This is a genomic window from Streptomyces sp. NRRL WC-3605 (genome assembly GCF_001509795.1).
Lineage (GTDB): Bacteria > Actinomycetota > Actinomycetes > Streptomycetales > Streptomycetaceae > Streptomyces > Streptomyces viridochromogenes.
This window is the reverse complement of the sequence record NZ_LLZN01000045.1, coordinates 1-24,377: the sequence shown is the minus strand read 5'-3', so window position 1 is coordinate 24,377 and position 24,377 is coordinate 1. Positions and strand designations below refer to the sequence as shown.

Genomic DNA, 24,377 nt, shown 5'->3' with positions numbered 1-24,377 from the left:
GGGACCACCGGTAGCCGGAAAGACCGCACCGCTCATTTCCGGGGACCCGGGTACGCGGTGAACGCCGGATGAACGATGTGAGCGGAAAGCAGGAAACGGTCCGCTCTCCCACCATTCGACTGCATACCGGACAGGCAGCCCGGTCTCCAGCCCGTTCCGGCGAGCGTAGGCAGTAGTGTGCATTCACGAAACGCGACCTGTCCACGCGGGGCCGGTGGTTGCCGGTCCCGCGGACGCAATTGCCGTGTCCGACCCCCCTGTTCGGGCCCGTACGGACCTTCCGTACTCTTCGCACTGTCCCGTTCGCGGGGAAGTCCTCCTGTCAAAACCCCCACGGAAGACGAGAGTTCAGCTGATGACCGACAGCGCGGTGGCCGAACTGTGCCGCCTCACCGTACGTGCGCCGAGCGTCTCCGTCGATCTGGCCGTGCCCGCCGACGTGCCCGTCGCCGATCTGCTGCCCACGCTGCTGCGTTATGTCGGCGAGGAGGCCGAGGAGGCCGGACTCGACCACGCGGGCTGGGCGCTCCAGAGGCTGGGCGACGCGCCCCTCGACGAGGAGACGACCCTCGCGCGGGCCGGCCTCGCCGACGGGGACGTGCTCTACCTGCGCCCCCACACCGAGACCCTGCCCGAGGCCCGGCTCGACGACCTGGTGGACGGCATAGCCGACACCGCGGGCCGCAGGCTGCACACCTGGCATCCGGAGGCGGCCCGCGGACTGCTCGTGGGCGCCACGGTGGCGACGGTCACGGCGGCGCTGGTGCTGGTGTTCTGGCCGGGAGTGGCCGGCTCCGGTTCGATCAGGGCCGCCTGCGCCGCCGTGGTGGGGCTCCTGCTGCTCGCCGGCGCGGGCACCGCCAGCCGCGCGGTCGGCGACCGGCTGTCCGCGACCGCGCTCGGCCTGCTGGTCGCGCCCTGCCTGGCGCTGGCCGGCTGGGTGCTGCCCGGCGGCGACCTGACCGGCCCGGACGCGGCGCAGGTCGCGGGCGCGCGGCTGCTCGCGGCGGGCGCGGCCGGAGCGGGCGGCGCCGTCCTCGCGCTGGCCGCCACCGCGGTCGGCGCCCCGGCCCTGCTGGGCACCGCGGTCGTGTCGGTGGCCCTCGCGATCGCCGGTGCCCTCATCGGCTACACGGACCTGCACGTGCCGGCCGCGGCGGCCCTGGTCGCCACGGTGTTCGTGCTCGCGGCCGGGGCGGTGGCACCGTTCGCCTTCAAGCTGGCCGGGATGCGGATGCCCGCCCTGCCCTCCTCCGCCAGCCAGCTCCAGGAAGGCATCGAGCCCTACGCGGGCGGCGACGTCGCCGAACGCACCGAACTGGCCGGACGCTGGGTCACCGCGCTCTTCGCCGTCACCGGCGTCATCGTGGCGGGAGCCCTGGTCGTCCTCGCCGAGCACCCGAACCTGCCGGAGGTGCTGACGGCGCTCGCACTGAGCCTGCTGCTGCTCCTGCACTCCCGGGGTCTGGTGCACATCGGTCAGCGGCTGACCCTCGCGGTGCCGGGAATCTGGGGGCTGCTGCTGCTCGCCCGCAGCTGGGCGGTGGACAGCGAGGGCGACGGGCGCCTGGTGGTCTTCGCGGTCCTGCTCGGCGTGGCCGCCGCGCTGGTGATCGCCGCCTGGACGGTGCCCGGCCGCCGGATGCTGCCGTACTGGGGCCGGGCCGCGGAGGTGGCGCACACCGGGATCGCGGTGGCGCTGCTGCCGCTCAGCCTGTGGGTGGCGGGCCTCTTCGGCTGGCTGCGCGGCCTGTTCGGCTGAGCCCCACCGCACTCCGGCACGAGAACGACTAGGAGAGGCCGTGCAGTCCAAACGGGACCAGGTACACGCCCACACCTTCATGATGGGCAGGCTCAGTTCGGGCCTGCTGATGGCCGACCCGGACGCTCCGGAGAGCCCGCTGGGACGCACCACACGCGGCGTGGTCTTCGGCGTGCTCGTCACCGTCCTGATCGGCGCCGGCGCCACCGTCTACGGCCTGCTGCGCCCCGGCGGCAACGACGCCTGGCGCGACGAGGCGCACCTCGTGGTCAACCGCGACACCGGCGCGCGCTACCTGTGGACCACCACCGACGGCGTGCTGCACCCGGTCCGCAACTACGCCTCCGCTCGCCTCATCGGCGGCTCCGACCTGGAGTCCGTGGACGTCTCCTCGGCGTCCCTGGGCGACGTCCCGGTGGGCGCCCCGGCAGGCATCCCCGGCGCCCCCGACACCGTGCCCGATCCCGGCCGGCTCGACGACGGTGCCTGGCACATGTGCGTCACGGGCCCGGGCGGCGCGCTGCCGGACACCTCCGGCGCCGTCGCGAGCACCGGCGTGGAGAAGCCGGGCGCGACCACCCTGGTGGCCGGGGCGCCGCTGGATTCCACGGGTGTCGGCGGCGGTCGCGGAGTGCTGGTCAAGGGGCCCGACGACACCGAGTACCTGGTCTGGAGGGGCAGCCGGCTGCCGTTGGACCGCGCGTCGGACGCCCGCAACGCCCTCGGCTACGGATCCGTGCGGCCGATGCCGGTCTCGGCAGCCTTCCTCGACGCGCTGGCCCCAGGTCCCGTCCTGAAGCCGCCCGCCGTCGAGGGGCGCGGTGCGGCCGGCCCCGAACTCGGCGGGGAGGCCACCCGGATCGGCCAGCTGTTCAAAGTCAGCGTCCCCGGCGGCGACAGCACCTACCACCTGCTGCGCAAGGACGGCCTGGTGCCGCTGACCCGGCTCGGCGCCGCCCTGGTCCTGGGCGACCCGGCCACCCAGAAGGACGCCTACGAGGGGCGCTCGCCCGAGGTGCGCACGGTGGGCGCCGACGCGCTGCGTGAGCACCGGGCCACAGCGGAGGCCGCCGCCTCCCCGGACCTGCCCGACGCACCGCCCGTCCCGCAGTCCGCGCCGCGCGGCACCGCGCTGTGCGCACAGGTCGACGGCGACGACGGCGGCGTCCGGATCAGGTCGGTACTCGTGCAGCTGACCCGTCTGGCCCCGGTCGCGGTGTCGGAGGGCACCGCCCAGCCGCTGAAGCCGGCCTGCGTCCCGACCGACGCCACGGTGGTCCGGCCCGGCCGGGGCGCCCTGGTCCGCGCCCTGAACGCCAGCGGCGCCGCCCACGCCGGGACGAGCTACCTGGTGGCGGAGAACGGCGTCAAATACCGCGTCCCGTCGAAGAAGGCGCTGGCCGCGCTCGGTTACGAGGCCGCGGACATCGCCTCCGTCCCGGCGCCGCTGCTCGCGGCTCTCCCGACCGGCGCGGACCTCGACGCGGCCGCCGCGTCGGGCGTCGTCGAGCCCACGGTGACGGCTCCGCGGTGCTCTCCGTCCCCGGAGCGGAAACCGGGCGGGGCGAGCGCCGCCGGGGACAAGGCGGACACCTCGCGCTGATCGCGGCAAGAAGTGCATTCGGCGCCGATGAAAGGAAAAGGGTGGGGGCGACAGAAGTATTGAGCCAAAGTCGTCGCCGGACGGTGTGAAGTACGTCCGAGCCGTCGGGGAACGGCCCACGGTGGAAACCTCAAAGAAAGCTCAGATATTCACGGCCGGTCGTGCCCGCCGGAATCCCGGGGAAGCGCCTGCAATGCCGGATACGGCTCTTCGCGATGCCCGTTCGGCTCCCTCCGGTGCCCGCTTCTCGCCCGGCTCGCGTCTTCCGCACAGGGGTCGCGCGTCGGGTGTCCGATCGGCCCGAGAGGCTTGTTCATATCGCTGAAACCTGACCTCAACTCCCTTGCCACGCAAGAATTCCGAGACAGACCGACCGAAGCTCAAATCTTCCCTGTGCGCGTTGCGCGGAACACCGGCTTCTCTTTAGCCTCAGCGGGCAACCGCGTGACGAGACAGGGCTGTACGAAGGGAGCGCGACATGGCGGACAGCGCCGCGAGGAAAGCGGACTATGCCAAGGGCTTGGGGGGTGTCTCCTCGCTGGAGTCGGCCCGGAACCAGGTCGAGAAGATCCAGAACAACGTCGCCGAGATCGCGGCGCGTTCGGGCGTCGGCGGCGACGAGGGCCAGGCCCTGCTGAAGCTCTTCCGCAGCTGGAACGCCGAGGCGCAGAAGGTCGTCATCCAGATCAGCAAGATGGTCGACGCGCTCCAGGAGAACGTGACCTCCGCCAACCGTCTGGCGCAGGAGAACCAGGACCTGACCGAGGTCCTCAACAGCAAGACCAGCCAGGGCGTCTTCGAAGCGCTGCGCTGACCCGACCGCAGCACCGGCCCCGCCCTGGCGAGGCCGGACCCCCTTGAGCTTCCCGGGCCGGCGCCCGGCCGTACGAGAGGAGACGTCATGGCCGACGGCATCATCGACGTGCAGTACCCCGTGGTCCGCAACGCCATCGAGGAATTGATGGCGCAGACCCAGCAGATCATCACCACCCTCAACAACCTGGAGGACGAGCTCAAGCCGCTCGTCACCTCCTGGGAGGGCTCCGACCAGGAGACCTACCGGCAGGTCCAGGCGGAGTGGGACCAGGCCACCAAGAACATGGCCCAGCTCCTCGGCGACAACGGCGAGCTGATCCAGACCATCCACGACAACCACTCCCGTGACGAGCGCAGGAGCGCCGACAACTGGGGCAACGTGCGGGCCCGTTAGGGCATCGCCGCTTCCTCCCCGTCGAGGGTTCGGTGGCGCGGCCCGGCCGTCGTCCGTGAAGGGGGCCCCTGCCGGGCCCCCGTGTCCCCGTCCGGCACCAAGCGTCAGGAGTGCGTCCCATGGCCGGTGAGAAGGCCGACGTCAAGCATTTCGACCTCAAGCAGATGGAGAACTTCCGGGACAACGAGGTACAGCCGGTCCACACTGCCGCGAAGAAGCACAAGGAGCAGGGCGACGGGTCCCACATCCGTCCGCTCGGGCACCTGATCGACGGCCACACCACACCGGACAACCTCGCCCAGGACAAGCAACTCCTGCGTATCGGCAGGATGGTGACCGAACCACTGGTCTCGGGGCCGAAGCTGATCGAGGACATCCGCACCGCGGCCGAGGCCATCGACAAACTGCTCGGCGACCAGATGGACCTCTTCAAGGAGTTGAAGGAGGCCCTCACCGAGACGATCGAAGAGGCCAACAAGACCAAGGACAAGAACCTCGACGCGATCGACGCCCAGACGCTGCTCCAGACCTTCGACGAGGTCGACACCCTCACCGCCGGCGGCACCGGCGCTTCGGACGAAGAGTCCTGACCCCACCGACCAGAAAGGGCACCACCGGTGGCAGATCGGTACGATCCCAACTCCGTCGCGAATCTCGACAAGTTCGACAACGCCGGCGACCCGTCGACCGACACCTGGGCCACTCTGGTCACCCACATCACCGGCTATCCGGTGCCCGACCGCAACACGATCTTCGACTCCCTCCGCTCCGAGCACGGCGGCAAGCTGTTCCGGATGGACATCAAGGAGCGCAGCCTCAGCCTGCTCGTCAAGGACTCCGGGTTCCTGACGAACAAGGGCGAGGACTACGACATCTGGTTCTTCGACAGCGGCAAGAAGCGCTCCATCATGCAGGCCCGGATCGTCTTCGAGGGCCGGGTGAAGGCGGGCGAGGAGATCATCTTCGCCGGTCCCGGATCGGACAACGTCCACGACGCGCAGGTCCGTGAGGGCAACGAGTTCACGGACTACAACAAGGACAAGATGAGCACGATCCCGCTCGCCCGGTACATGAACGGGCCGCGGGCGGCGCTCCTCGCCCTCCTGGGCGGCAACACCGCGGACGCCCGGTTCAGCAACCTGGGCGTGCCCGGGGCCGACGTCGTGGACCTGAACTCCTTCAACACCACCGGGGAGTCCTTCGACTTCGCCGCCAAGTTCTTCCGGGACCACGCCGTCGTGCTGAAGGACTGGGAGGACCGCTTCGGCCGGGACGACGCCAGCTGGAAGGGCGAGGCCGCGGAGGTCTTCCGCAGCCTGCTGAAGAAGATCCGCGAGAACTACGACAGTTACGTCGAGACCTTCGACGAGAGCCCCGCGGCCGGCGACGGCACCGGCACCGGCGGCACGGTGTACTCCCGCGCCCTGTCACTGGGCCGCAAGTACCTCGAGGACGCCGCGAACAAGCTGCTGGACGCATGGCTCGCCTGGGCCAAGTCGCCGTACTACGACCCCCACCAGGTCCTGCGCTACGTCCTGGACGACCTCGCCCAGTGGGTGGACGCGAACAACGTGGCCAAGACGGACATCAAGTCCTACACCTCCCGCTACACCACGACCGTCAGCCACAGCCCGCAGGCCGGCTTCACCCAGGTGCACCCCGAGTACGGCGACCTCACCGACATCGCGAACTGGGCGAAGGTCGGTGACGCCGCCGTCAAGATCTGGAGCCAGGGCGTCAACGAGTACCTGGGCAAGCCGGCCGCCGAGGTGCAGTCGAACCTGAACAACCACTTCCTCGACCTGGGCGCCGACTTCTCCGGCAACGTCCCCAAGCCGAAGTCCACGAGCACCGCCTCGGAGGAGTACGAGGAGAAGAAGGCCAAGGAGGAGCAGGAGGAGATCAACCGGCAGAACGAGGAGAACCGCCGGTACCAGGACGAGCTGCGCGCCGAGCAGGAGCGGCAGCGCGAGGAGGACCGCAAGTACCAGGACGAGCTCCGTGCGGAGCAGAACCGCCAGCGGGAGGAGGACAAGAAGTACCAGGACGAGCTCCGCGAGGAGCAGAACCGCCAGCGCGAAGAGGACAAGCGGCTCCAGGACGAGCTGCGCGAGGAACAGAACCGTCAGCGCGAAGAGGACAAGAAGTACCAGGACGAACTGCGCGAGGAGCAGCGGCGCGAGCAGGAGGAGGCCAAGCGCCTGGCCGAGGAGCAGGCCAAGGCGATGGAGGAGAGCCTCGGCGGCATCAACGACCCCAACGGCGTCACTCAGCAGAACCTCGACGGCCTCGACGACCTGCTGAACCAGAACAACCCGGTCACCGAGAGCCTCGGCGACCTGGGTGACGTGAACGGCCAGGGCGGCGACCAGGACGCCTTCACGTCCACCCCGCCCCCGGGCATCACCAGCCTGGGCAACCTCGGCGCGGTGAACGGGGGGCAGAGCGGCTCGAACAGCGGCAACAACGCGAACAGTTCGCTCGACGACGTGGTCACCGAGAACCTGGGGAACCTCGGCGGCCTGAACGCGGCCGGCGGTCCGGTCAAGACGCCCGGCGGCGGCACGACCCAGCTCGACGACGGCAAGCTCACCACCGACTTCCCCGACGGCAGCAGCACCACTTTCGACCCGGACGACGGGGTGCTCACCACCACCCACCCGGACGGCAGCGTCACCACGCAGGACCTCGGCGACGGCAGAAGGGTGACCAACCCGGACGGCTCCGTCACCTCCCTCGGCGACGACGGCAGGCTGACCACCACCTTCCCCGACGGCAGCGTCCAGACCGTCGACCCCTCGACGGGCCAGGTCAGCACCACCGACCCCGACGGCACCACGACCACGCAGAACCTCGGCGACCTGGGTGATCTCAACGCCGACGCCAACGCGGACCTGGGGGACATCGACTCCGACCTGCCCACCCAGTCGGAGACCGACCTGGGCGACCTGGGGAACCTCAACGCGGACCGCAGCGGCCTGGAGACCCCGACCGGCGGCAGCACCCAGCTCAGCGGCGACGACATCACCACGGACTTCCGCGACGGCAGCAGGATCAGCTTCGACCCGGACAGCGGTCTGCTCACCAGCACGGACGCGGACGGCACCACGACCACCACCGATCTCACCCACGGTGCGACGGTGAACAACCCGGACGGCTCGCGGACCAGTCTCGACAACGGCATGCTGACCACGGAGTTCCCCGACGGCAGCAAGCAGGTCGTCGACCCGGACACCGGTATCGCGACGGTCACCGACCCGCAGGGCAACACCGAGCGGATCGACCTGCACGACCTCAACACGTCCGGAGGGCGGGACACCTCGGACCTCCTCGACGGCCTCGACGGCCTCGACGGCCTCGGCGGTCTCGGCGATCTGGAGAGCGGCGGCCTCGGCGACACCGGGGGCGGTACCTCCGTCCAGGATCTGTCGCTCTCCGATCTGGGTGTCGGCGGCGGAGCGGGCGACGGGGCGTCCGGCGGCGGTATCGGGGAGAGTCACGTCACCGCGGACGGCTTCGGCGGCTCCGGAGCGGAACCCCTCTCGGACGGCGCCGCCGACAGCGCGGGCACACCGCTCGCCCCGGCCGCGGGAGCCCCGGGAGCACCCGGCATGCCCGGCAGCCCCGGTATGCCGATGGGCGGCATGGGCGCCGGGGGCATGGGAGCGGGCGGCGACAAGGGCAACGGCGAGCGGGTGCGCGCCGTACTGGTCGACGCCGCCGAGGAGAGCGAACGCCGCAACCGCCGCCGGCGCAGCCCGTGGAACCGTCAGGAGGACGACGACACCTTCCTCGCCCCCGCCTCCCGAGTGGCGACCACCGGCGGCGACTCCCCCGAGGAGGAGACGCAGTCTGGCCGCGGCAGGGTCACCAGCTCCGACTACCTGGAGGAGGACGCCGACGTGTGGGGCACCGAAGAGGGCGGCACCCCCGCCGTCATCGGACGGTGAGCCCCGTACGAGATGCGGGCGAGGCACCACACCGAGACGCATCACACCCTGCCCCCGCTTCCGCGGCGGGGGACTCACGGGGCAAGATCAGCAGGGCGGTTGACGGGCCGCAGGGCAGTCGACGGACGCGGAGCACGACCGGGCTCAAACACGGCGACCGACGGGGAAGGAAGGAGCGGGCGTGACGGAACCGCTGGAGAAGCGCCTCGAGAAGGCGATGGCCGAGCTCCAGGCCGCCCAGGAGGCGGTGGCACGCACCGAACGCGAGCTGCGGCAGGCGTCGTTCGCGGTGCTCTCCTCCGACCGCGCGGTCCGCGCCACGGTGGGCCCGCAGGGCGAGCTGTCCGGAATCGAGTTCCTGGAGAACAAGTACCGCGACATGTCGCCCCAGGAGCTGGCGGCCAGCGTTCTGGAGGCGGCGAACGCGGCGCGCCTGAAGATGAACCGCCATGTGATGAAGGCGATGGCTCCCTTCACCGAGCCCAGCAGCGGCATCCCGGAGCTGAAGGGCTTCGAGCTGGACTGGGAGCGGATCTTCGGACCCGAGGTGCTCCGCGACGACGACGAGGACACGAGCCGCGACAGCGGGACCACCCCCGCCTGGCGGGACGCGCTCGGCGAGGACGGGGAGGACTGATGGGACAGCGGTACTACGCAGACCCGAACCGCATCGAGGCCCTGGCCAGGCAGCTTGAGGAGATCGGAACCCTGGCCAAGAACATCACCGAGGAGTTCCTCGACGACCTCGCGCCCACGGTCACCTGGCCCGGCACGGAGGGCGAGTTCGCGGAGAAGGCCAAGCCGCAGGAGCAGAAGGAGCGCCAGACCACCAAGGAGACGATGATGTCCATCCGCGACGCGGTCGTGGGCATCACCGACGCCACGGTCAGCCAGGTCCGGATGATGAAGGACACCCGCGACCGCCACATCGAGGACATCGAGCGCGTCGACAAGCGCATCGAGACCGACGGCCTGAACGGTGACGGCCCGGGTGGGCATGGCCGTCGCTGATCCGCGCACCGCCGGCCGCTCCCGCACCACGCCGGGAGCGGCCGTTCCGTCCTGCCCCAGGGACGGCAGCCGGTGAGCATCAAGGCATCGCCCGAGGTCAACGCGATGATCTTCATCCTCACCGGGGAGAAGCTCATCGACGCCGACGAGGACCTCGCCTACGAGAGCCGGCGGCCCTACTCCGGCCTGGGCCGCAAGGTGGACCGGCTGTCCTCGCTGATCGACAAGTCCATCCACGACATCGCCGAGGTGATGCCGGACGACCTGTCGAAGTCGTACGCCAAGGCGATGGGGATGCTCATCGACGACGGCGGCAAGAACTACCTGCGCGAGTTCGCCGAACAACTCGACAAGATCGCCGAGGGTCGGCGCAAGACCTCCATGGACATCATGGAGTCCAAGTGGCAGGTCATCGCCGAGGTCATCCGGCTGCTCATCGAGATCGCCATCTACCTGGCGATGTCCTTCTTCACCGGCGGTGCCTCGGCCAGCCAGATCATGATGGCCAAGCTGCGCAGCCGCTTCCTCATCCTCACCACGCTCAGCCATCTGCTCCAGCGCCTGCATCTGGCGCCCTCGCTGACGGAGGCGTTCGCCGAGGCGTTCACCACGTTCGCGGTGCGGCTGGCGATGATGAACTTCGCGCCGAACGGCCGTCGCCCCGACGGCTTCGACTGGGGCGACATCCTGAAGTCCGCCGCGTTCGGCGCCGCCGCGGGCTTCCTCACCAGCATCTTCGACGACATCGCGAAGAAGATCGTCAAGAGCTATGACACCAACTTCCTCAAGCACGGGTCCGACCTCGACTTCAAGCCCAACCCCAACCTCAAGAACACCCCGGACCCCGGGTTCGGCAACCACGGCCCCGGCCCCAAGCCGGACCCCGGCCCCGGGCCCGCCCCGAAGGACCGGCCGGACCCCGGCCCGAACGCGAACGGCCCGGGCGGCGCCCCGCACACCCCGCCGCGGACCTTCCGGAACGACAACCCGCTCTCCTTCCGGAACAACCCGAACCTGTGGCGCAACAGCCAGATCCTGCGCAACAACGCCGACCGTCCCGGGGCACTGGCCGGGCACTACGGCATCAAGGGCACGTCGGACTTCCTGGCGGCCGGCGCCGGTGAGGCGCTCGCGGAGATCCTGATCAAGGGCGCCTTCGACGGCGACTGGTCCACCAGTTGGTCCACCTTCGTCGGCGCGGGCATCAGCAGCCAGGTCGAGGCCACGCTCACCGACAGCGCCCTGAACAGCGGTGCCGAACTGCGCCACGTCATCGACAAGTTGCGCCACCAGCCGCCCACCGTCTCCACCGGCGGCACCCGGGACACCGACACCCGCGACACCGCCGACTCCTCGGGCACCCGGGACGGCCACGGGCCGGGCGGCACCGGAGGTACCCCGGACACGGACCCCGGCGACACCGGCTCCACGCGTACGCCCCCGCCGGTCCGTACCGCGGACAGCCCGCCGCCGTACACCAGCGTGGACCCTCCGCCCTACACCTCCCAGGACCCTCCGGCGTACTCCCCGGGCCCGCTGCCCGCGACGGCCGCCGAGAACGCCCTGTGGCAGCAGGTCCACAACGGCCCCGCCGACATCCGCGAGCAGGCCCTGCACGACATCGCCGCCCTGCGCGGCGCCCAGCCGCCCGGCAGCGCGGAGATCGACGTCCGCGACACCCTCCACGGCGCCCTCTCGCGGATGCCCGAGGTCCGGGTGGTGCCCCTCGGGGAGGGGCCCGCGGTCCAGGTCGCCGCCGACGAGGTCCGGCGTGCCCTGGACGGCTTCGGCACGGCGACGACAGTGGAGGACGCGGCCGGTGGGGCGGGGGCACCGGGCAGCGGTCTCGACCGCGGCTCGAATGGGATCGTCCAGAGCGAGACCGACGGTTCGGCCGGGATCGTCCAGAACGAAACGGATGGCTGGGCTGGGCAGGAGGCCCCGGGCCAGACCGACGGCAGCCCTCTCGCGTCCAACGGCCCCCAGCAGACTCCCGCCTCAGGTAGCGGCGGCGCCCGGCCCGGTGGCGCGCCCGCGCCGGGGGGCAGCCAGAATGCGTCAGGCTCGCAGAGTGCTTCCGGCGCCCACACCCCCTCCGGCTCGCAGCACCAGGGCGCGCGCACCTCGGACACCACGACGGTGTCCGACGATCAACGTGCCGCTCAGGACGGCTCGGCGGCAGCGGATGGGCCGCAGGTCGCTCAGGAGGGCTCGGCGGCAGCGGACGGGCCGCAGGTCGCTCAGGACGGCTCCGCACACCCCTACGTGACTTCCTCGGAAACCCCCACCTCCGCGGAGACCACGTCGCCCTTGCCGGAAGCCGACTTCGGTGGCGCTCCGCCGAAGGTCGGCACCACCGGGTCCTACGCCGGCACCGGCGACGTGTCCCAGGCCCCGCCGCTGGCGATCGTCGTCTCGGAAGTGCCGCCGCCCGGGGCGGGTTCGCCGGAAGCGGCCCGCCTGCTGAACCGCGCCGGGGCCGACCGCGCCGTGGTGCTCGGGCCGCCGGTCACGCCCGACGGTGCGGGGCGGCCGACCCGCCCCGCCGTCGAGCTGACGCGGGAGGGGCCCGGCGCCCCGGTCCGTGTCCGTCCGCTCGGGGGCTCCCTGCCGACGCCGGACGGCCCCACCGCGAACACGGCCACCGCGGACACGGCCTTCCCCGGCGCGGACATCCTCGTGCCGCTCGCCGACGCGCTCGGCCCCGCACCCCGCCCCGCGACCGAGAGCACCGGCACGACGGCCGCGACCGACGACGGCGGGCCGGTGGGCACCACCACCGCCCCGCCACCCGAGAAGGTGGCCACGCAGTCCGCGACGCCACAGCGCGACAAGGGAGGCGCCCTCGCCCCCGATGTCTCCGGCCTCCCCGCCGCGGCCAAGCTCGCCACCCTGTCCCGCCCTTGGACGGACACGGCCACCGACCTGCACCTGGAGTCGGGGCAGACCGGCACGACCGGCGGCAACGCACCGGGGACCGCCGGCGGACCCGGCCCCGGCGCCGGCGGCACCCCGCCTCCACCCGCGCCGCCGGACACATCGGCGGCCCGGCCGCCGCGAGGACGCGTCATCGTGCGGCCCATGGAGGGCCCCGAGCAGGAGGGAACCAACGACGGCGGCGGCACCCCGGACCGGGGAGCCGTGGTCACCACCCTGGACGGCCACACGGTCCCGCTCACCCAGCTGCGCCGCTGGGTGCCCGAGTCGGCCGTGAAACCGCGGCCGGGACGGGCCGTGCGGACGCTGACCGTCTCGCAGGACCCCGCCGACGACGGAACGGCACGCGACACGGGCCGCAGGGCACTGCTCGACCAGGACACCTTCCGTGGGGTGCGGACCACATCGGGGCCGGCCCCGTCCGGCCCGGTCCGCACGGTGTTCACCGGCCCGCCGACCGCGCTGCCCGGCGCGGACACCGACGAGGGCGCCGACTACTTCGTGGGGCACGGAACCCCGCGCACCGTCACCCTCGGCACCGACGACGCCGCGCGCCCCTCCGTCAAGGTCAGCGGCGTGCAGCTCGGGGAGGTGCTCAGGTCCTGGGCGCGGGACGGCGACAGGTCGCGGCCCCTCGTGCTGTTCTCCTGCGAGACCGGGCGCCAGCCGCACGTGGCGGGACTGCCGGTGGCCCAGCACGTGGCGAACCGCACCGGACGGCCCGTGTACGCGCCGACCACCGAGGTCGGCACGGCCCGGGACGGGAACGGCGACGTCCGTGCGGTGCTCACCGAGGGCACGGAAGGGCCGGGCCGCTGGCGGCTGTTCACCCCGGAGCCCGGCGGTGCCGACCTGGACGCCCTCGCCCGCGATGCCGGTCTGCACGCGGGCCCCGGCCCCGCCGACGCCTTCGCCCGGGCCCGTACCCTCCAGCAGATCCGCACCCTGCGCGACGCCCTCGGTCCGGACGCCGAACAGCGGCCGGAGAGCCGGGAGTTGCTCGCCGCGCTGGCGTACGTGGACGGTCTGCGTTGGCTGAGCCCCGACACGGCGGCCCGCTACGGCGACGGCCGGATGACACCGGACCTGCTGCGCCGCATGGTCGGCGACCGGCCCGGGGTCGCGGTCGACCCGGCGACGGGACCCACGACGGAGCAGTACACCGACTTCCTGCGGGCCGCGGCCCGGCTGCGGGACACCGCCGGGCCCGACACGACCCTGGACGCCCTGCTTCCCCCGCCGCCTCCCGCGCTCCCACCGGACACCTTGGTCTCCCCGGACGACGTGCGCGGACTGACGTATGCGCCGTCCGCGCAGATCACCTGGTCGCTCTCCAGTACTCCGCTGCCGCTGTCCGAACTGGCCCTGAGCGCCGAGGACACCGCCGAACTCGCCCGGCGCAGACCCGACCTCGCCCCGGCGCCGAGCCGGCCGGAGAGCCTCGCCGAAGACCTGACGCTGCTCAGCAAGGACACCACGAGCGGCGACGGCGTACGGGTGGACGGCCGGACCTTCCGGCGGCTGGACACGCCGGGCGGCGGGAACTGCCTGTTCCGGGCACTGCTCGACAGCGCCCGCGCCCAGGAGGTCCCGCCCCATTGGGCCGCGCGCGACGTCGCCGGACTGCGCGGCCTGCTGCGCGACCGGATCGCCGGCTCCGAACTGGCCGCCGCGGCCGCCGAGGCCACCCCGGACCCGGTGCTCGCCGTGGTGGACGACCTGCGCATGACCGCGCTCGCCGGGGTGCGCGACGCCGACGCGCAGCGCAGGATCACCCAGCGCTGGAACGGCATCGCTGAGGCCGTCGTCGAGGGCGGCGACGCCCGGCGATGGCGGCGCATCCTCAGGAACAGCGACTACCCGCAACTCGCCGAGATCGCGCCCACCCCGGACGAGGCACGACGGCTCGGGACCGACGGACTCGTCGCCGCCGCGGCCGAACACGCCGGGCTGTGGGCCTCTCCCTTCGCCGACGTGCTCCCGCAGGCGCTGGCCCACACCCTCGACCTCGACCTGCGCCTCGTCCAGGCCGACCCGCACGCACCGGCCACCCCCCTCGTCACGCCCCTCCATCCGGGCGGCCGCGGCGGCACCCTGCACCTGGCCTACAACGGCACCGACCACTACGACGCCCTGATCCCGGCCGGCGCCCCGCTCGCTCCCGCGCCCGACACCGTCACCACGCCCGCGGACCCGGCTTCCGACGAGCCGGAGCGCGACGAACCCTTCGCCGAGTGGCTGCGCGGCATGGCCGGGGTCTCCGACCTCGACGGCCCCGCCACCGAAGCCCCCGACCGGGGCGACCCCGTGCCGCTGGAGACACAGCTCGAACGGCACCGCCCGGCCCGCCTGCTCACGGGACCGGACGCCCGCCCGCCGGGCCCGCCACCCCGCACCGTCACCTTCGAGGACGGCAGCCGGCTTCCGACCGTCCTCATCGACCCGGGCGCCGACCCCGCCCCGGACGACGGCGCCGCCGCGCCCCGCGAGGACGCCACCCGCCGAAACCGGCCCACCGGCCTCTTCCCGGGTCCCGGCGTGCTCACCCTGCGCTCGCCCGAGCAGGTCGCCGAGGAGATCCTCGGGCAGTTGCCGAAGAAGCTGCGCGACCAGTTCGACGAGGCCGAGCTGCTGCGCCTGCTGACCGACCAGCCCGGCGCCTTCACCGCCCCGCGCGGCGCACGCCTCGTGGGCCGGGAGAAGTCCGCCGTCGGCCACGAGATGATCGTCGAGGCCATCCCGTACCACCGCTGGGAACGCTTCTCCGACGTGCACGGCGGCACCACCCGTCTGGACACCATGCGGCGCGGCCAGGCCACCACCGGTGGCGGGCGCAGCGTCGGCCACGGACGCCGGATCGCCGCCGCACTGAGCATGGGCCCGCCGCTCAACTGGCTGCTGAAGATCGGCGTCTCGCTGGGCTGGACCCGCCGCACCGACTACTCCCTGGGCACCCAGGCGTACGACCAGACCGAGCACCGCGCCCACGAGGGTTCGCACCTGCATCTGGACGACGTCCACTACCGGGTCCGGGTGGAGCGCGTCACCGAGGCCCCGAAGACGGCGGGCCCGGCCACCGCGCCCGCGACCGGGCCGAACTGGCGGCGCAGCCAGGTGCACACCGCGCACTTCGCCATGCGGGACGGCCTCAGTTGGCGCCTGCCCGACGACCTCACCGTGCCGTTCAGCGGGCCGCGCCGGGCCCCGCGGACGCTCACCTTCCCGGACGGGAACGAGCCGCGGATGACGGACATCACCGGACTGCACCCGGTGGACCCTCCGGAGGACGTCGCGCTCGCCCTGTCCGGTGCCCGGCCCGGCAGTTCGGCGCACCGCACCCTCGTCTCGTACGTCCGTCCGGGACGCCTGCTCGCCCTGTTCGGCCGGTTCGCCGGGCCGGTCAGCGGACCCGAGCTGACTCGGGGGAGCGCGCTGCGTCCGCTGGGGCACCTCGTCGTCGAGCGGTCGATCCCGCACCGCGCCACCCTGGTCGCCGAGTCGGTCAAGGCGGAACTGCGCGACCTCACACAGACCACGTACCAGAACGAGCGCGGCCACGTCCGCGACACCCGCTTCGGCATCCAGGTCACCGCAGGCCCCAACTACACCCTGGTAGGCCCGGAGACGGACGTACGTCTCCAGGGCGGGCCCCTGGTCCGAGCGGACCTCAGCTCCGGGCGCGGCCACCAGCTCGGCACCGACGCGGCCCGCAAGACCACCGGACGGCTGCGCAACCACCCGGTCGCGCTCTACCGGGTGGAGCGCACCCTCATGGTGCGCAAGGCGGGCGAGCCGGCGTCCGCGACCCGGCCGGTGCGCGTGGTCAGCCTGGACTGGATCTCCACCCAGGACGCACGCCGGCTCGCCGGCTGGGACAGCCGGACGCCCGGACGGACCGGCCCCCACCCGGACGCCGAGCCACCCGTGCCCTGGTACCTCACCCGCCAAGACCCGGTGCACCTCGGCGGTCAGGTCCGCGCCGAGGGCTTCCGCCCCGACCGCCCCGGGAACGCCGTGGCCACCGTCGGACAGCCCCAGCCGCCGAACCAGGCCCAGAACCACGCCGGGCCTCCCGTCGCGCAGGACCCGCTGCGCGTCTTCGCGGACACCGTCCTCGACACGCTGCACCGGTCCTACCCGTCCCTCTTCGTCCCGCCGTCGATGCTGCGGCACCCGCGGCTGGCCCGCTTCTGGTACGGCGACGGCAGGATGCGGACCGCGATGCACAACGACCGGCAGGTCCGCGAAGCCCTCAACCGGCCCACCCTGGCGCAGAGCCTGGACGAGCTGACCACCACCGGCGTGCCCGTCACCCTCACCGAGGACGGCAAGGTGCGCCGCGGCCACCACACGCTGATCCTGCGGGCGAGACTCACCGACCGCCGCTTCGAGACCACCATGAGCGAACGCTCGCTGCGCAACGCGGTGATCGGCACCGAGGTGTCCGGTCAGGGCCAGCAGGCGTCCACCACGCTGTCCGCCGGCCTCGAGGTGGGCGTGTCCCCGCGCGACCACGACAAGGTGCCCGAGGCGGGGCTGCCACGCCAGACCGGCAACGTGTCCGTGGGGGCCCGGTACGCCAGGACCGAGCAGAAGGGCACCCGCAGCACGGCCGCGGTCACCCACGACCACCTGACGTTCCAGAACGGCGCCGACCTCTACAGCTACCAGGTGGAACTGGGCGCCTCCTTCGAAGGCCACCGGCGCCCGCGCGGCTGGGCCCGACTCGTCTCGCTCGGCCTCCTCGGCGCCGGCGTCTTCGTCAGCAAGGTCGAGGAGCGGCCGCTGTTCCACCGGGGCAGCGAGACCGTGGGGCGCGTGGAGCTCGCCGTGCCCGCCGCGCACGGTTCCGACCGCCACGCACCCGCCGACCCGCCGCCCACCGGACCGGCGCCGGTGCCGGCACCCGTACGGCTCTCCGCCGTCGAGGCCGACCAACTCCTTGACGGCACGCGCCCGTTGCCGAGAACGGACTCGGCGGCGCAACAGCTCGTCCGCAGGCTGCTGCGTGCCCCGCACGTGGTGCTCAGCACCGAGGGCGGCGCACGGCGCCAGCGGCTGATGCAGGACACCGCCGACCGCGCCTCCGGCACCTCCTGGCACGTCAGCGCGCCCGGCGCGCCGGTGCGCAGCGCACTGCGGCGCGCCATGGCCGGCCTCCACGTGGCCGGTCAACTCGGCCAGTACCTGGGCCCGTTCGGGTCACGGATCACCGGGCTCAACGGCGCCGGGCCGCTCCAGACGCACTACCTGAAGGCCGCCGTCCGCGGCGAACTGGACAACGTGCGGGTCAAGAGCGACCCCAAGGCGGCCAGCCTCGAAGCGACCATCGGCAACGAGCACCGCGTGGCCGGCAGCGCGAGCACCGTGTCGCGTACCACCCTCGGCGTCCAAGGCGCCGACATGCCGCTCCAGCAGGCACCCGGCGGACCGGCCGTCGTCGGCTCCTACTCGACCGCCCTCCAGTACGCCTGGGGCAAGGGCCGCAGTGTCGCGCAGACCCTCACCCGGGGGCGGAACACGACCCTCACCTACGCGGGCCGGATGTACCTGGTCGTCGCCGACGCCACCGAGACCATCGCCGTACGCGACCGCTGGACGGCGGCGATGGGCACCGTGGGCACCCGCGCCGGGACCGCCGTCAGCTCCGCCGCCGGACGCCTGTCCGGGCGCCTCGGACGCGCACTCGCCCCGCGCGGCGCAGCCGCCGCACTGCAGCGGGTGCGCGACGCGGTGATGTTCCACCTGCCGATGCAGGACGTCATCGAGGCCGGGCTCGCCCCGGACGGCCTGGGCACCACCACCCCGCGCAACCTCGGCCGCGGCTATCGCGTGCCCCCCTTCCTGCGCGGCCGCCGCTTCCCCGGCCACCCCAGCGGCCAGCTCGACGCCAGTCACGCCGCCCAGCAGCTCATGGGACGGATGACGAAAATCGGCGTCCCCTCGCACGACCGGGAACAGGTCCTCCAGCGGCTCTCCCCGGACTTCCTGCGCGCCCATCTGCACGAGCTGACGACCGACGGTATGACCCTGCCGGTGCGCCACCGCACCTGGCGCCACCCCAGCCGCCTGCCGGTCGGCGGGAGCCCCGCACTGGTCCGGTTCAGACTGACCCCGGTCACCACCACCGTCGAACGGCTGCGCACCGGCTTCGAGCTGGAGGACTACCGCACCACCGCCCGCGACGACTCGGCCAGCACCTCACAGGACCAGGGCGCCGACGTCACCCTCTCCGCGGGCCAGCGCGCAGCCGAGAGCGGCATCCTCCTCGCCAACCCCTCCGTCCAGGGCACCGCCGCCAAGCGGCGTGCCGCCACCCGGACGGAGACCACCGGCAACACCTCGATGCCGAACATCGCCACCACCCAGGCCCACGCCGAGATCGTCACCAGCTACGTCCTGACCGTCACCATGACCGACGCGGCCGGCGATCTGCTGTCCCCGCGCGCCGTGGCGTCGGTCGGCACCCTCAACGAGATCGTCCCGGCCGGCCTGCTCACCCCCACCGACGACGGCACCGACGGCATGCTCACCGAGGAGGACGTGCCCGAACCCGAGCGCGCCGTACGGATGCTGACCGCCGAACAGGCCCGCCCGCAGGGCATCGCCGCCTGGCGCACCGGCGACGACGGCACCGGCCGGACCGACCCGGACGTGCTGCCCGTCGACGACCGCATCGGCTCCGGCATCCTCGCCGTGGACGTCCGGGGCGCCGCCAACGTGCAGGACGCCCTGACCCTCGCCACCGCCCGCGCCGACGGCCTCGGCGACGGCGACCTCGGGCGCCGCCACACCGGCCACGTCCTCACCGAACGCGTCCGCATGGCGCGCCTCACCCCGCTCACCGGTCCCGGCACCGCCCCCGCGCAGGCCCAGCACGAGGCCACCACCCAGGTCGGCCTCACCGCCGGCTTCCGGGAGGCCCTCGGAGTGAACGGCTCACAGCTCCCCGCCCAGGCGTCCGCCCGCCTCTTCGGCCAGTCCCACACCGCGGACTCCCGTATCTACGCGAGGATGCACCGCGGCGGCGCCCGGCTCCTCGCCGTCGAGAACAAGCCGCGCATGGAGGCCATGCAGCGGTCGAAGACCTCCGACGCGCTGGAGGCCGGCATCACCGACAACGTCGAGGGCATGGCCGGCACCTCGCCGCTCGCGGGCAACAGCAACGCGGGCGTCACCAACCCGGGCGCCTCGGTCCCGATCGGCGGCGCCGACGACGGCACCGCCCTCAAGGGCACCGTCGACACCACCCTCGGCACCCATCTGAAGGTCGTCACCGACCGCAGCATGCTCTTCGCGATCCCGGTGAGCTGGCTGACCGTGGCCGAGGTGGACCACCACTTCACCGACAGCCGCCCGCTGCAGGCGCTCGGCAAGGCCAAGCGGGGCCCACGCGCCGCCGAGGCCGAGACCACCGCCCTGGTCTGGCTCCGCGAGGACATCGCCCGCGACTACGGCCTGCTGGACGACACCACGTTCCCGGACGAGGTCGCTGCGGCCTGGGACGCCATGGCCAAGGCGGCCGGCGACCTCGCGGCGGCGGAGAAGGGCTACTACGACGCCCGGGCCCGGGCCCGTGAGACCTGGCTCGGCCTGACCCCGCAGGAGCAGGCCGCGCTCGGCGACGACGACCCCGACCGGCCGACCGCCCTGCCGCAGGCCATGGCCCAGTCGCCGGCCGTCGCCGCCTGGCAGGCCGCCCGCGACGAGGTCCGCCGCTGGCAGGCGCACACCGACTCCGCCGCCGCTGACCACCACCGCCTGCACCTCGCGGCCTCCCGCCTCACCGCCCACCACCAGGGCCGCGTGTCCGTCCCGGTGCCGGACCGGGCGCAGGAGCACACCGAGCCGGCGTGGCGCTCCGAAGCGCCCGCGCCGTACCGCATCACCGGCGCCACCGACTCCGCCCCGCGAACCCTCACCTCGCCGGACGGCACGCTGGTGCGCGAGGTGCACGACATGCCGCACGACGGCGCGTCGTTCTTCCACGCGCTGATCGCCGTCGCCCAGGACCGCGGCCGACTGCCCCACCTCCTGGGCACCGGCCTCGCGGCCCGGTTCACCGCCGCTCCCGGCGATCCGGCGATCACCGAACGGGCCGTCCGGGCCGCCCGCAACCGACTCGCCTGGGAACTGGGCGAGACCCGCAACGCGGACCTGCTCGACACCCTCGCCCTCGACGTCGCGGACACCTTCACCCAGGAGGAGCTCGACTTCGCGGGCGTGCGGCTGACCCCCGCCCAGCAGGCCGAGTTCGACGCGTTCGGCCGCCTCCCGCTGACCCTCTGGCCGACCCCGGCGCAACGGGTGGCCCTGGCCACCGCCGCCCTGCTCCGGCCCTTCACCAGCGAGCCGCCGCGGACGGGCACCGCGACGGCGGACACCGCACACCCCGCCCCGGCGGAACGCCGCGCCGGCGACCACGGCGGCGCCGACCTGCTGCCCGCCCTCGCCGCCCGGCTCCTCGGCACCCCGGTGACCGTCGTGACCGGCGAAGGCCGCGAACAGCGCTTCCTCCCGCACGGCACCGACCCGGCCGCCGTCGACCCGGCCACCGACCCCGTCCTCCTCGCCGCCGACGGCTACTTCCACGCCGCCCTCCCGCCCGGCCGCCCGGCCCCGGTCGCCACCCCGCTCCCGGCGACGGCGACCACCGCGGGCCCCGCCCCGGACGACGGGATCGCGGGCCCCGCCCCGGCACACCGCAGCCACGCCACCCCGCCCTGGCACCCGCCCGCCGACAGCACCGGCCCGCGCTACCGTCTCGACCGCGACGGCGTCCTCACCGCACCCGACGGCGCCACCTACACCCAGGGCCCGCCCACCGGCCGCGGCAACGGCTTCTTCGCCGCGCTGTCCACCGCACTGCACCACGCGTCGCGGCAGCCCGGCCTGGACCGCCACGAAGCCGGGCGACTGCGCCGGCGCGCCGACATGCCGCCCGCCCGGCTGATGCGCCTGAACGGCCTGCCCGGCGCCCGCGCCGAGCGCGACACGCTCTTCACGCCGCCGCCCCTCGTCGTCCGCCCCGGCGCGCCCGCGCCGAGCCAGGACGCCCGCGACGGCCACCTGCGCCGCCATCTCGCCGAGGCCCCGTGGGGCCCCGGCGCCGACCGTGCCGTGGCCGCATGGGCCGCCGCCGCGACGGGCACCACCGTCACGCTCGTCGAGGAGAACGGCCTCGCCCACACCTACCCCGGCCCGTCCGGCGAGGCAGGCCCGCACCTTCGGCTCCGGCGCCGCGGCGGCGACTTCGTCCCGCTGCTCCCACTCTCCCCGGCCCCCGCGCCGAGCCCGGCGGTGCCGGCTCCGGACGCGGACCGGCCCGGCGAGGAGGAGGCGTACGACCTCCACACGCTGTCCGGGGCGGGCGGGACGACGGACGCGGACTCGGACGTCGAGATGGACCTCGACTCCGGCTCCGAGAGCGAGCGGGAGGCCGTCGAGACGAGCCCGGAGCACCCGTTCGCGGTCGAGTTCGCCACCCTGCTGGAGGAGCCCGAGCTCAGGGCCGACGCGCTGCTGGACGTGGTCCGGCGGCGCAACGCACGACTCGGCGGCCTCCCGGACGTGGCGTTCGACAGCGCGTTCACCGAGCACACGGGGATCGGGGTGCCCGAAGCCCTGGACCAGGTGGAGCAGGCCGGCAGGCTGTCGTCCGAGGAGTACGAGGAGCTGCGGGAGGCGCTCGGCCTCGGCACCGGGGTCCCCTTCACCCAGACGCGGCCGCCCGGCACGTCCGAGCGGGACCGCGAGGTGACGCTGCGGATGCTGGACCGGATCGCCCGTCTGGTGAAGGACGTGCTGCGCAAGCCGGACCGCCAGGCCGACGCCCAGGTCACCCCGCACATCGCCGTGACCGTCCTGCCGGACGGTTCGCTCGGCATCGCCGGCAACACCGGAGCGAAGGCGCTCACCGCCGACGAGGCCGCCCTGGTCGAGCAGGAACTGCGCTGGTTCGTCACCGGTCAGGAGCCGGGCGGCACCCAGCGGGTGCGCGAGCTCGAACAATGGTCGAGGGACGAGGAGTCCCACCGGCGGTGGGCGGCCCGGCTCGACCAGGAGGAGCGCGACCTCGCCGACCGGACCGCCGGACAGGCGCACCTGCGGACGCGGCTGGAGGAGCAGTACGACGCGGGGGAGTGGGACGACACCCTGGAGCAGCAGTGGAACACGCTCCTCGCGGACGAGACGGCCGCCGAGCAGGAGGGGCTGCGTCTGACGGGGGAGCGGCAGCAGTGGAGGCGCGACGAGCGGTGGCTGGCCCGCAGGCGGCCCGCCGTCGCGCGAGACGCCCGGGACCGCACGAAGCTCCGGGCGCTGGCCACCGGCTGGTACCGCCTCTACCACCCCGGATCTCCCGAACTGGACCTCGTCAAGCGGGCGTTGGCGAACCCACGCATCCTCAACGTGGCGGGCCGGGACGGCACCCCCGCACCCGGGGAACACGGCTCGGAGCACGGTGAACTGACCCTCCTCGGACACTGGGTCGCCCACTGGGAGAGCAACCCCGGCGACCCGGACGCGCCTCGGACGCTGCCGCTGGGCGGGTTCAAGATGGCCTGCGCCTCCTGCGACCTGGCCTACCAGGCGGTCAACGAGCACATCGGGCGCCCGCTCGGCCACCGCGTCCGGGCGTCCGGGACCCACGGCATGTTCTTCCCCGGCTGGCGCATGCCCCAGTGGATGCGGGAACGGCCGCGCCTGGTGCAGCACATCAGGGGCAACGCCGAGGACATCGGCGCCTACCTCGACCAGGGCGGCGTTCTCCAGGGCGAGCGGACCGAGGGGACGCACGAGCAGTACCCCGCCGGATCCTCGTCCGAGTACGAGTCCGGTGACGAGGCCATGGACACCGACGACCTGCCCGGCTCCCCGGCGGCGCAGGGCACCTCCCCGCGGTTGCCGCGGACCGGGTCGTCGCATCCGGCGGAGCCGACCGCCACCCCGCCGGTTCCACGCGGTCCGCGCGATCACCGCCCTCGCTTCGTGGTGCGTTCCGGCTTCGACGCACGCCGCTTCTCGTACGGCGGCGAGCCGGTCACCGACCTCACGGTGCGCCTGGCGATCCGGGGCCCCGGGGACCAGGCCGAGCACGTGCGCCGCCGACTGGACGAAGGCGTACGGCAGTTGCTCAACGACCCGGCCCACCGGCTGGCCGGCGGCGACCGGCTGCATGTGACCGTCGAGCACGTGGACCCCGCCGACTCGCCCCACCTCACCGTGGATCTCGCGGGCCGGGACCGGGCGATGGACCAGACGACCTGGTGGGCGGACGCGTCGCCGGCCCACCTCGTCCACGAGCTCACCCATCAGCTCGGCCTGCGCGACGAGTACCGGGACGCCGACTCCCCCCACCGCCCCCACGTCCCGGGCAGCCTCCTCGGGGCCCTGGACGAACCGCCCGAGGACGCCTCGCTCACCGCCGCCGGCCTGCGCGACCGGCACCTGGCGCTGCTGAGCGCCCTGATCGGCGAGGTGACGCCCGAGCCGCAACGGGACAGCGGGACATGGGACGCGGCCCGTACGGCCGCCACGCCCGTCACACGGCGGTCGGTCTGGGTCGACCCCGTCTCCCTGCCCCGGACCGGATCGGCGGAGGTCCCGGCGCGCATGCCGCAGGACGCGGCCATCACCCCCTTCCGTTCGGGCACCTACGAGTTCACCAACCTGAAGCACACCGACGAGACGTACCGCGACAAGGCCGTGCGCATCATCGACCTGCTGCGCAGGCACGACACGATCCGGGAGTACGTCGGCGGGCGCCCCTGCCGTATCACCCTGCATCTGCGCACGACGGAGACCCCGGCCGACGTGATCGACCGGGGCGAGGCCGGGGTGGACATCAATCTCGCGAGCTACTACTTCGAGAAGTACGACATCGGCCACATCATGGGGATGCTG

Annotated in this window: 8 protein-coding genes and 1 pseudogene; all 9 read left to right on the top strand. The window is 73.3% G+C overall.

What is annotated here, in order from left to right; all coding sequences use genetic code 11:
* Positions 1 to 355: 355 nt before the first annotated feature.
* Positions 356 to 1,762: a type VII secretion integral membrane protein EccD gene (eccD, locus tag ADL34_RS10180; protein WP_062672669.1), complete on the top strand. Its 1,407-nt coding sequence runs from the start codon at positions 356 to 358 to the stop codon at positions 1,760 to 1,762.
* Between the two features lie 40 nt (positions 1,763 to 1,802).
* Entirely contained in the window at positions 1,803 to 3,365 is a 1,563-nt protein-coding gene (gene eccB, locus ADL34_RS10175) for a type VII secretion protein EccB (protein WP_062672671.1), read from the top strand.
* 478 nt (positions 3,366 to 3,843) lie between these two features.
* Positions 3,844 to 4,179: a hypothetical protein gene (locus ADL34_RS10170; RefSeq protein WP_055620470.1), complete on the top strand. Its 336-nt coding sequence runs from the start codon at positions 3,844 to 3,846 to the stop codon at positions 4,177 to 4,179.
* Positions 4,180 to 4,266: 87 nt separating this feature from the next.
* Entirely contained in the window at positions 4,267 to 4,575 is a 309-nt protein-coding gene (locus tag ADL34_RS10165) for a WXG100 family type VII secretion target (RefSeq protein WP_062672674.1), read from the top strand.
* 119 nt (positions 4,576 to 4,694) lie between these two features.
* Positions 4,695 to 5,165: a type VII secretion system-associated protein gene (locus ADL34_RS10160; protein WP_055620472.1), complete on the top strand. Its 471-nt coding sequence runs from the start codon at positions 4,695 to 4,697 to the stop codon at positions 5,163 to 5,165.
* Between the two features lie 27 nt (positions 5,166 to 5,192).
* Positions 5,193 to 8,525 (top strand): AAWKG family protein, encoded by a 3,333-nt coding sequence (locus tag ADL34_RS10155; protein WP_062672675.1) that lies wholly within the window; start codon positions 5,193 to 5,195, stop codon positions 8,523 to 8,525.
* A 181-nt stretch (positions 8,526 to 8,706) separates the two neighbouring features.
* The gene (locus tag ADL34_RS10150) at positions 8,707 to 9,162 is read left to right on the top strand and encodes a YbaB/EbfC family nucleoid-associated protein (protein ID WP_062672677.1); all 456 of its coding nucleotides are present in this window, start codon (positions 8,707 to 8,709) and stop codon (positions 9,160 to 9,162) included.
* On the top strand, positions 9,162 to 9,536 hold the full coding sequence (locus ADL34_RS10145; RefSeq protein ID WP_062672678.1) for a hypothetical protein: 375 nt from the start codon (positions 9,162 to 9,164) through the stop codon (positions 9,534 to 9,536). The genes ADL34_RS10150 and ADL34_RS10145 overlap by 1 nt, the downstream gene beginning before the upstream one ends.
* Positions 9,537 to 9,608: 72 nt before the next feature.
* Positions 9,609 to 24,377: pseudogene (locus ADL34_RS34710) on the top strand (hypothetical protein); the annotation flags it as partial.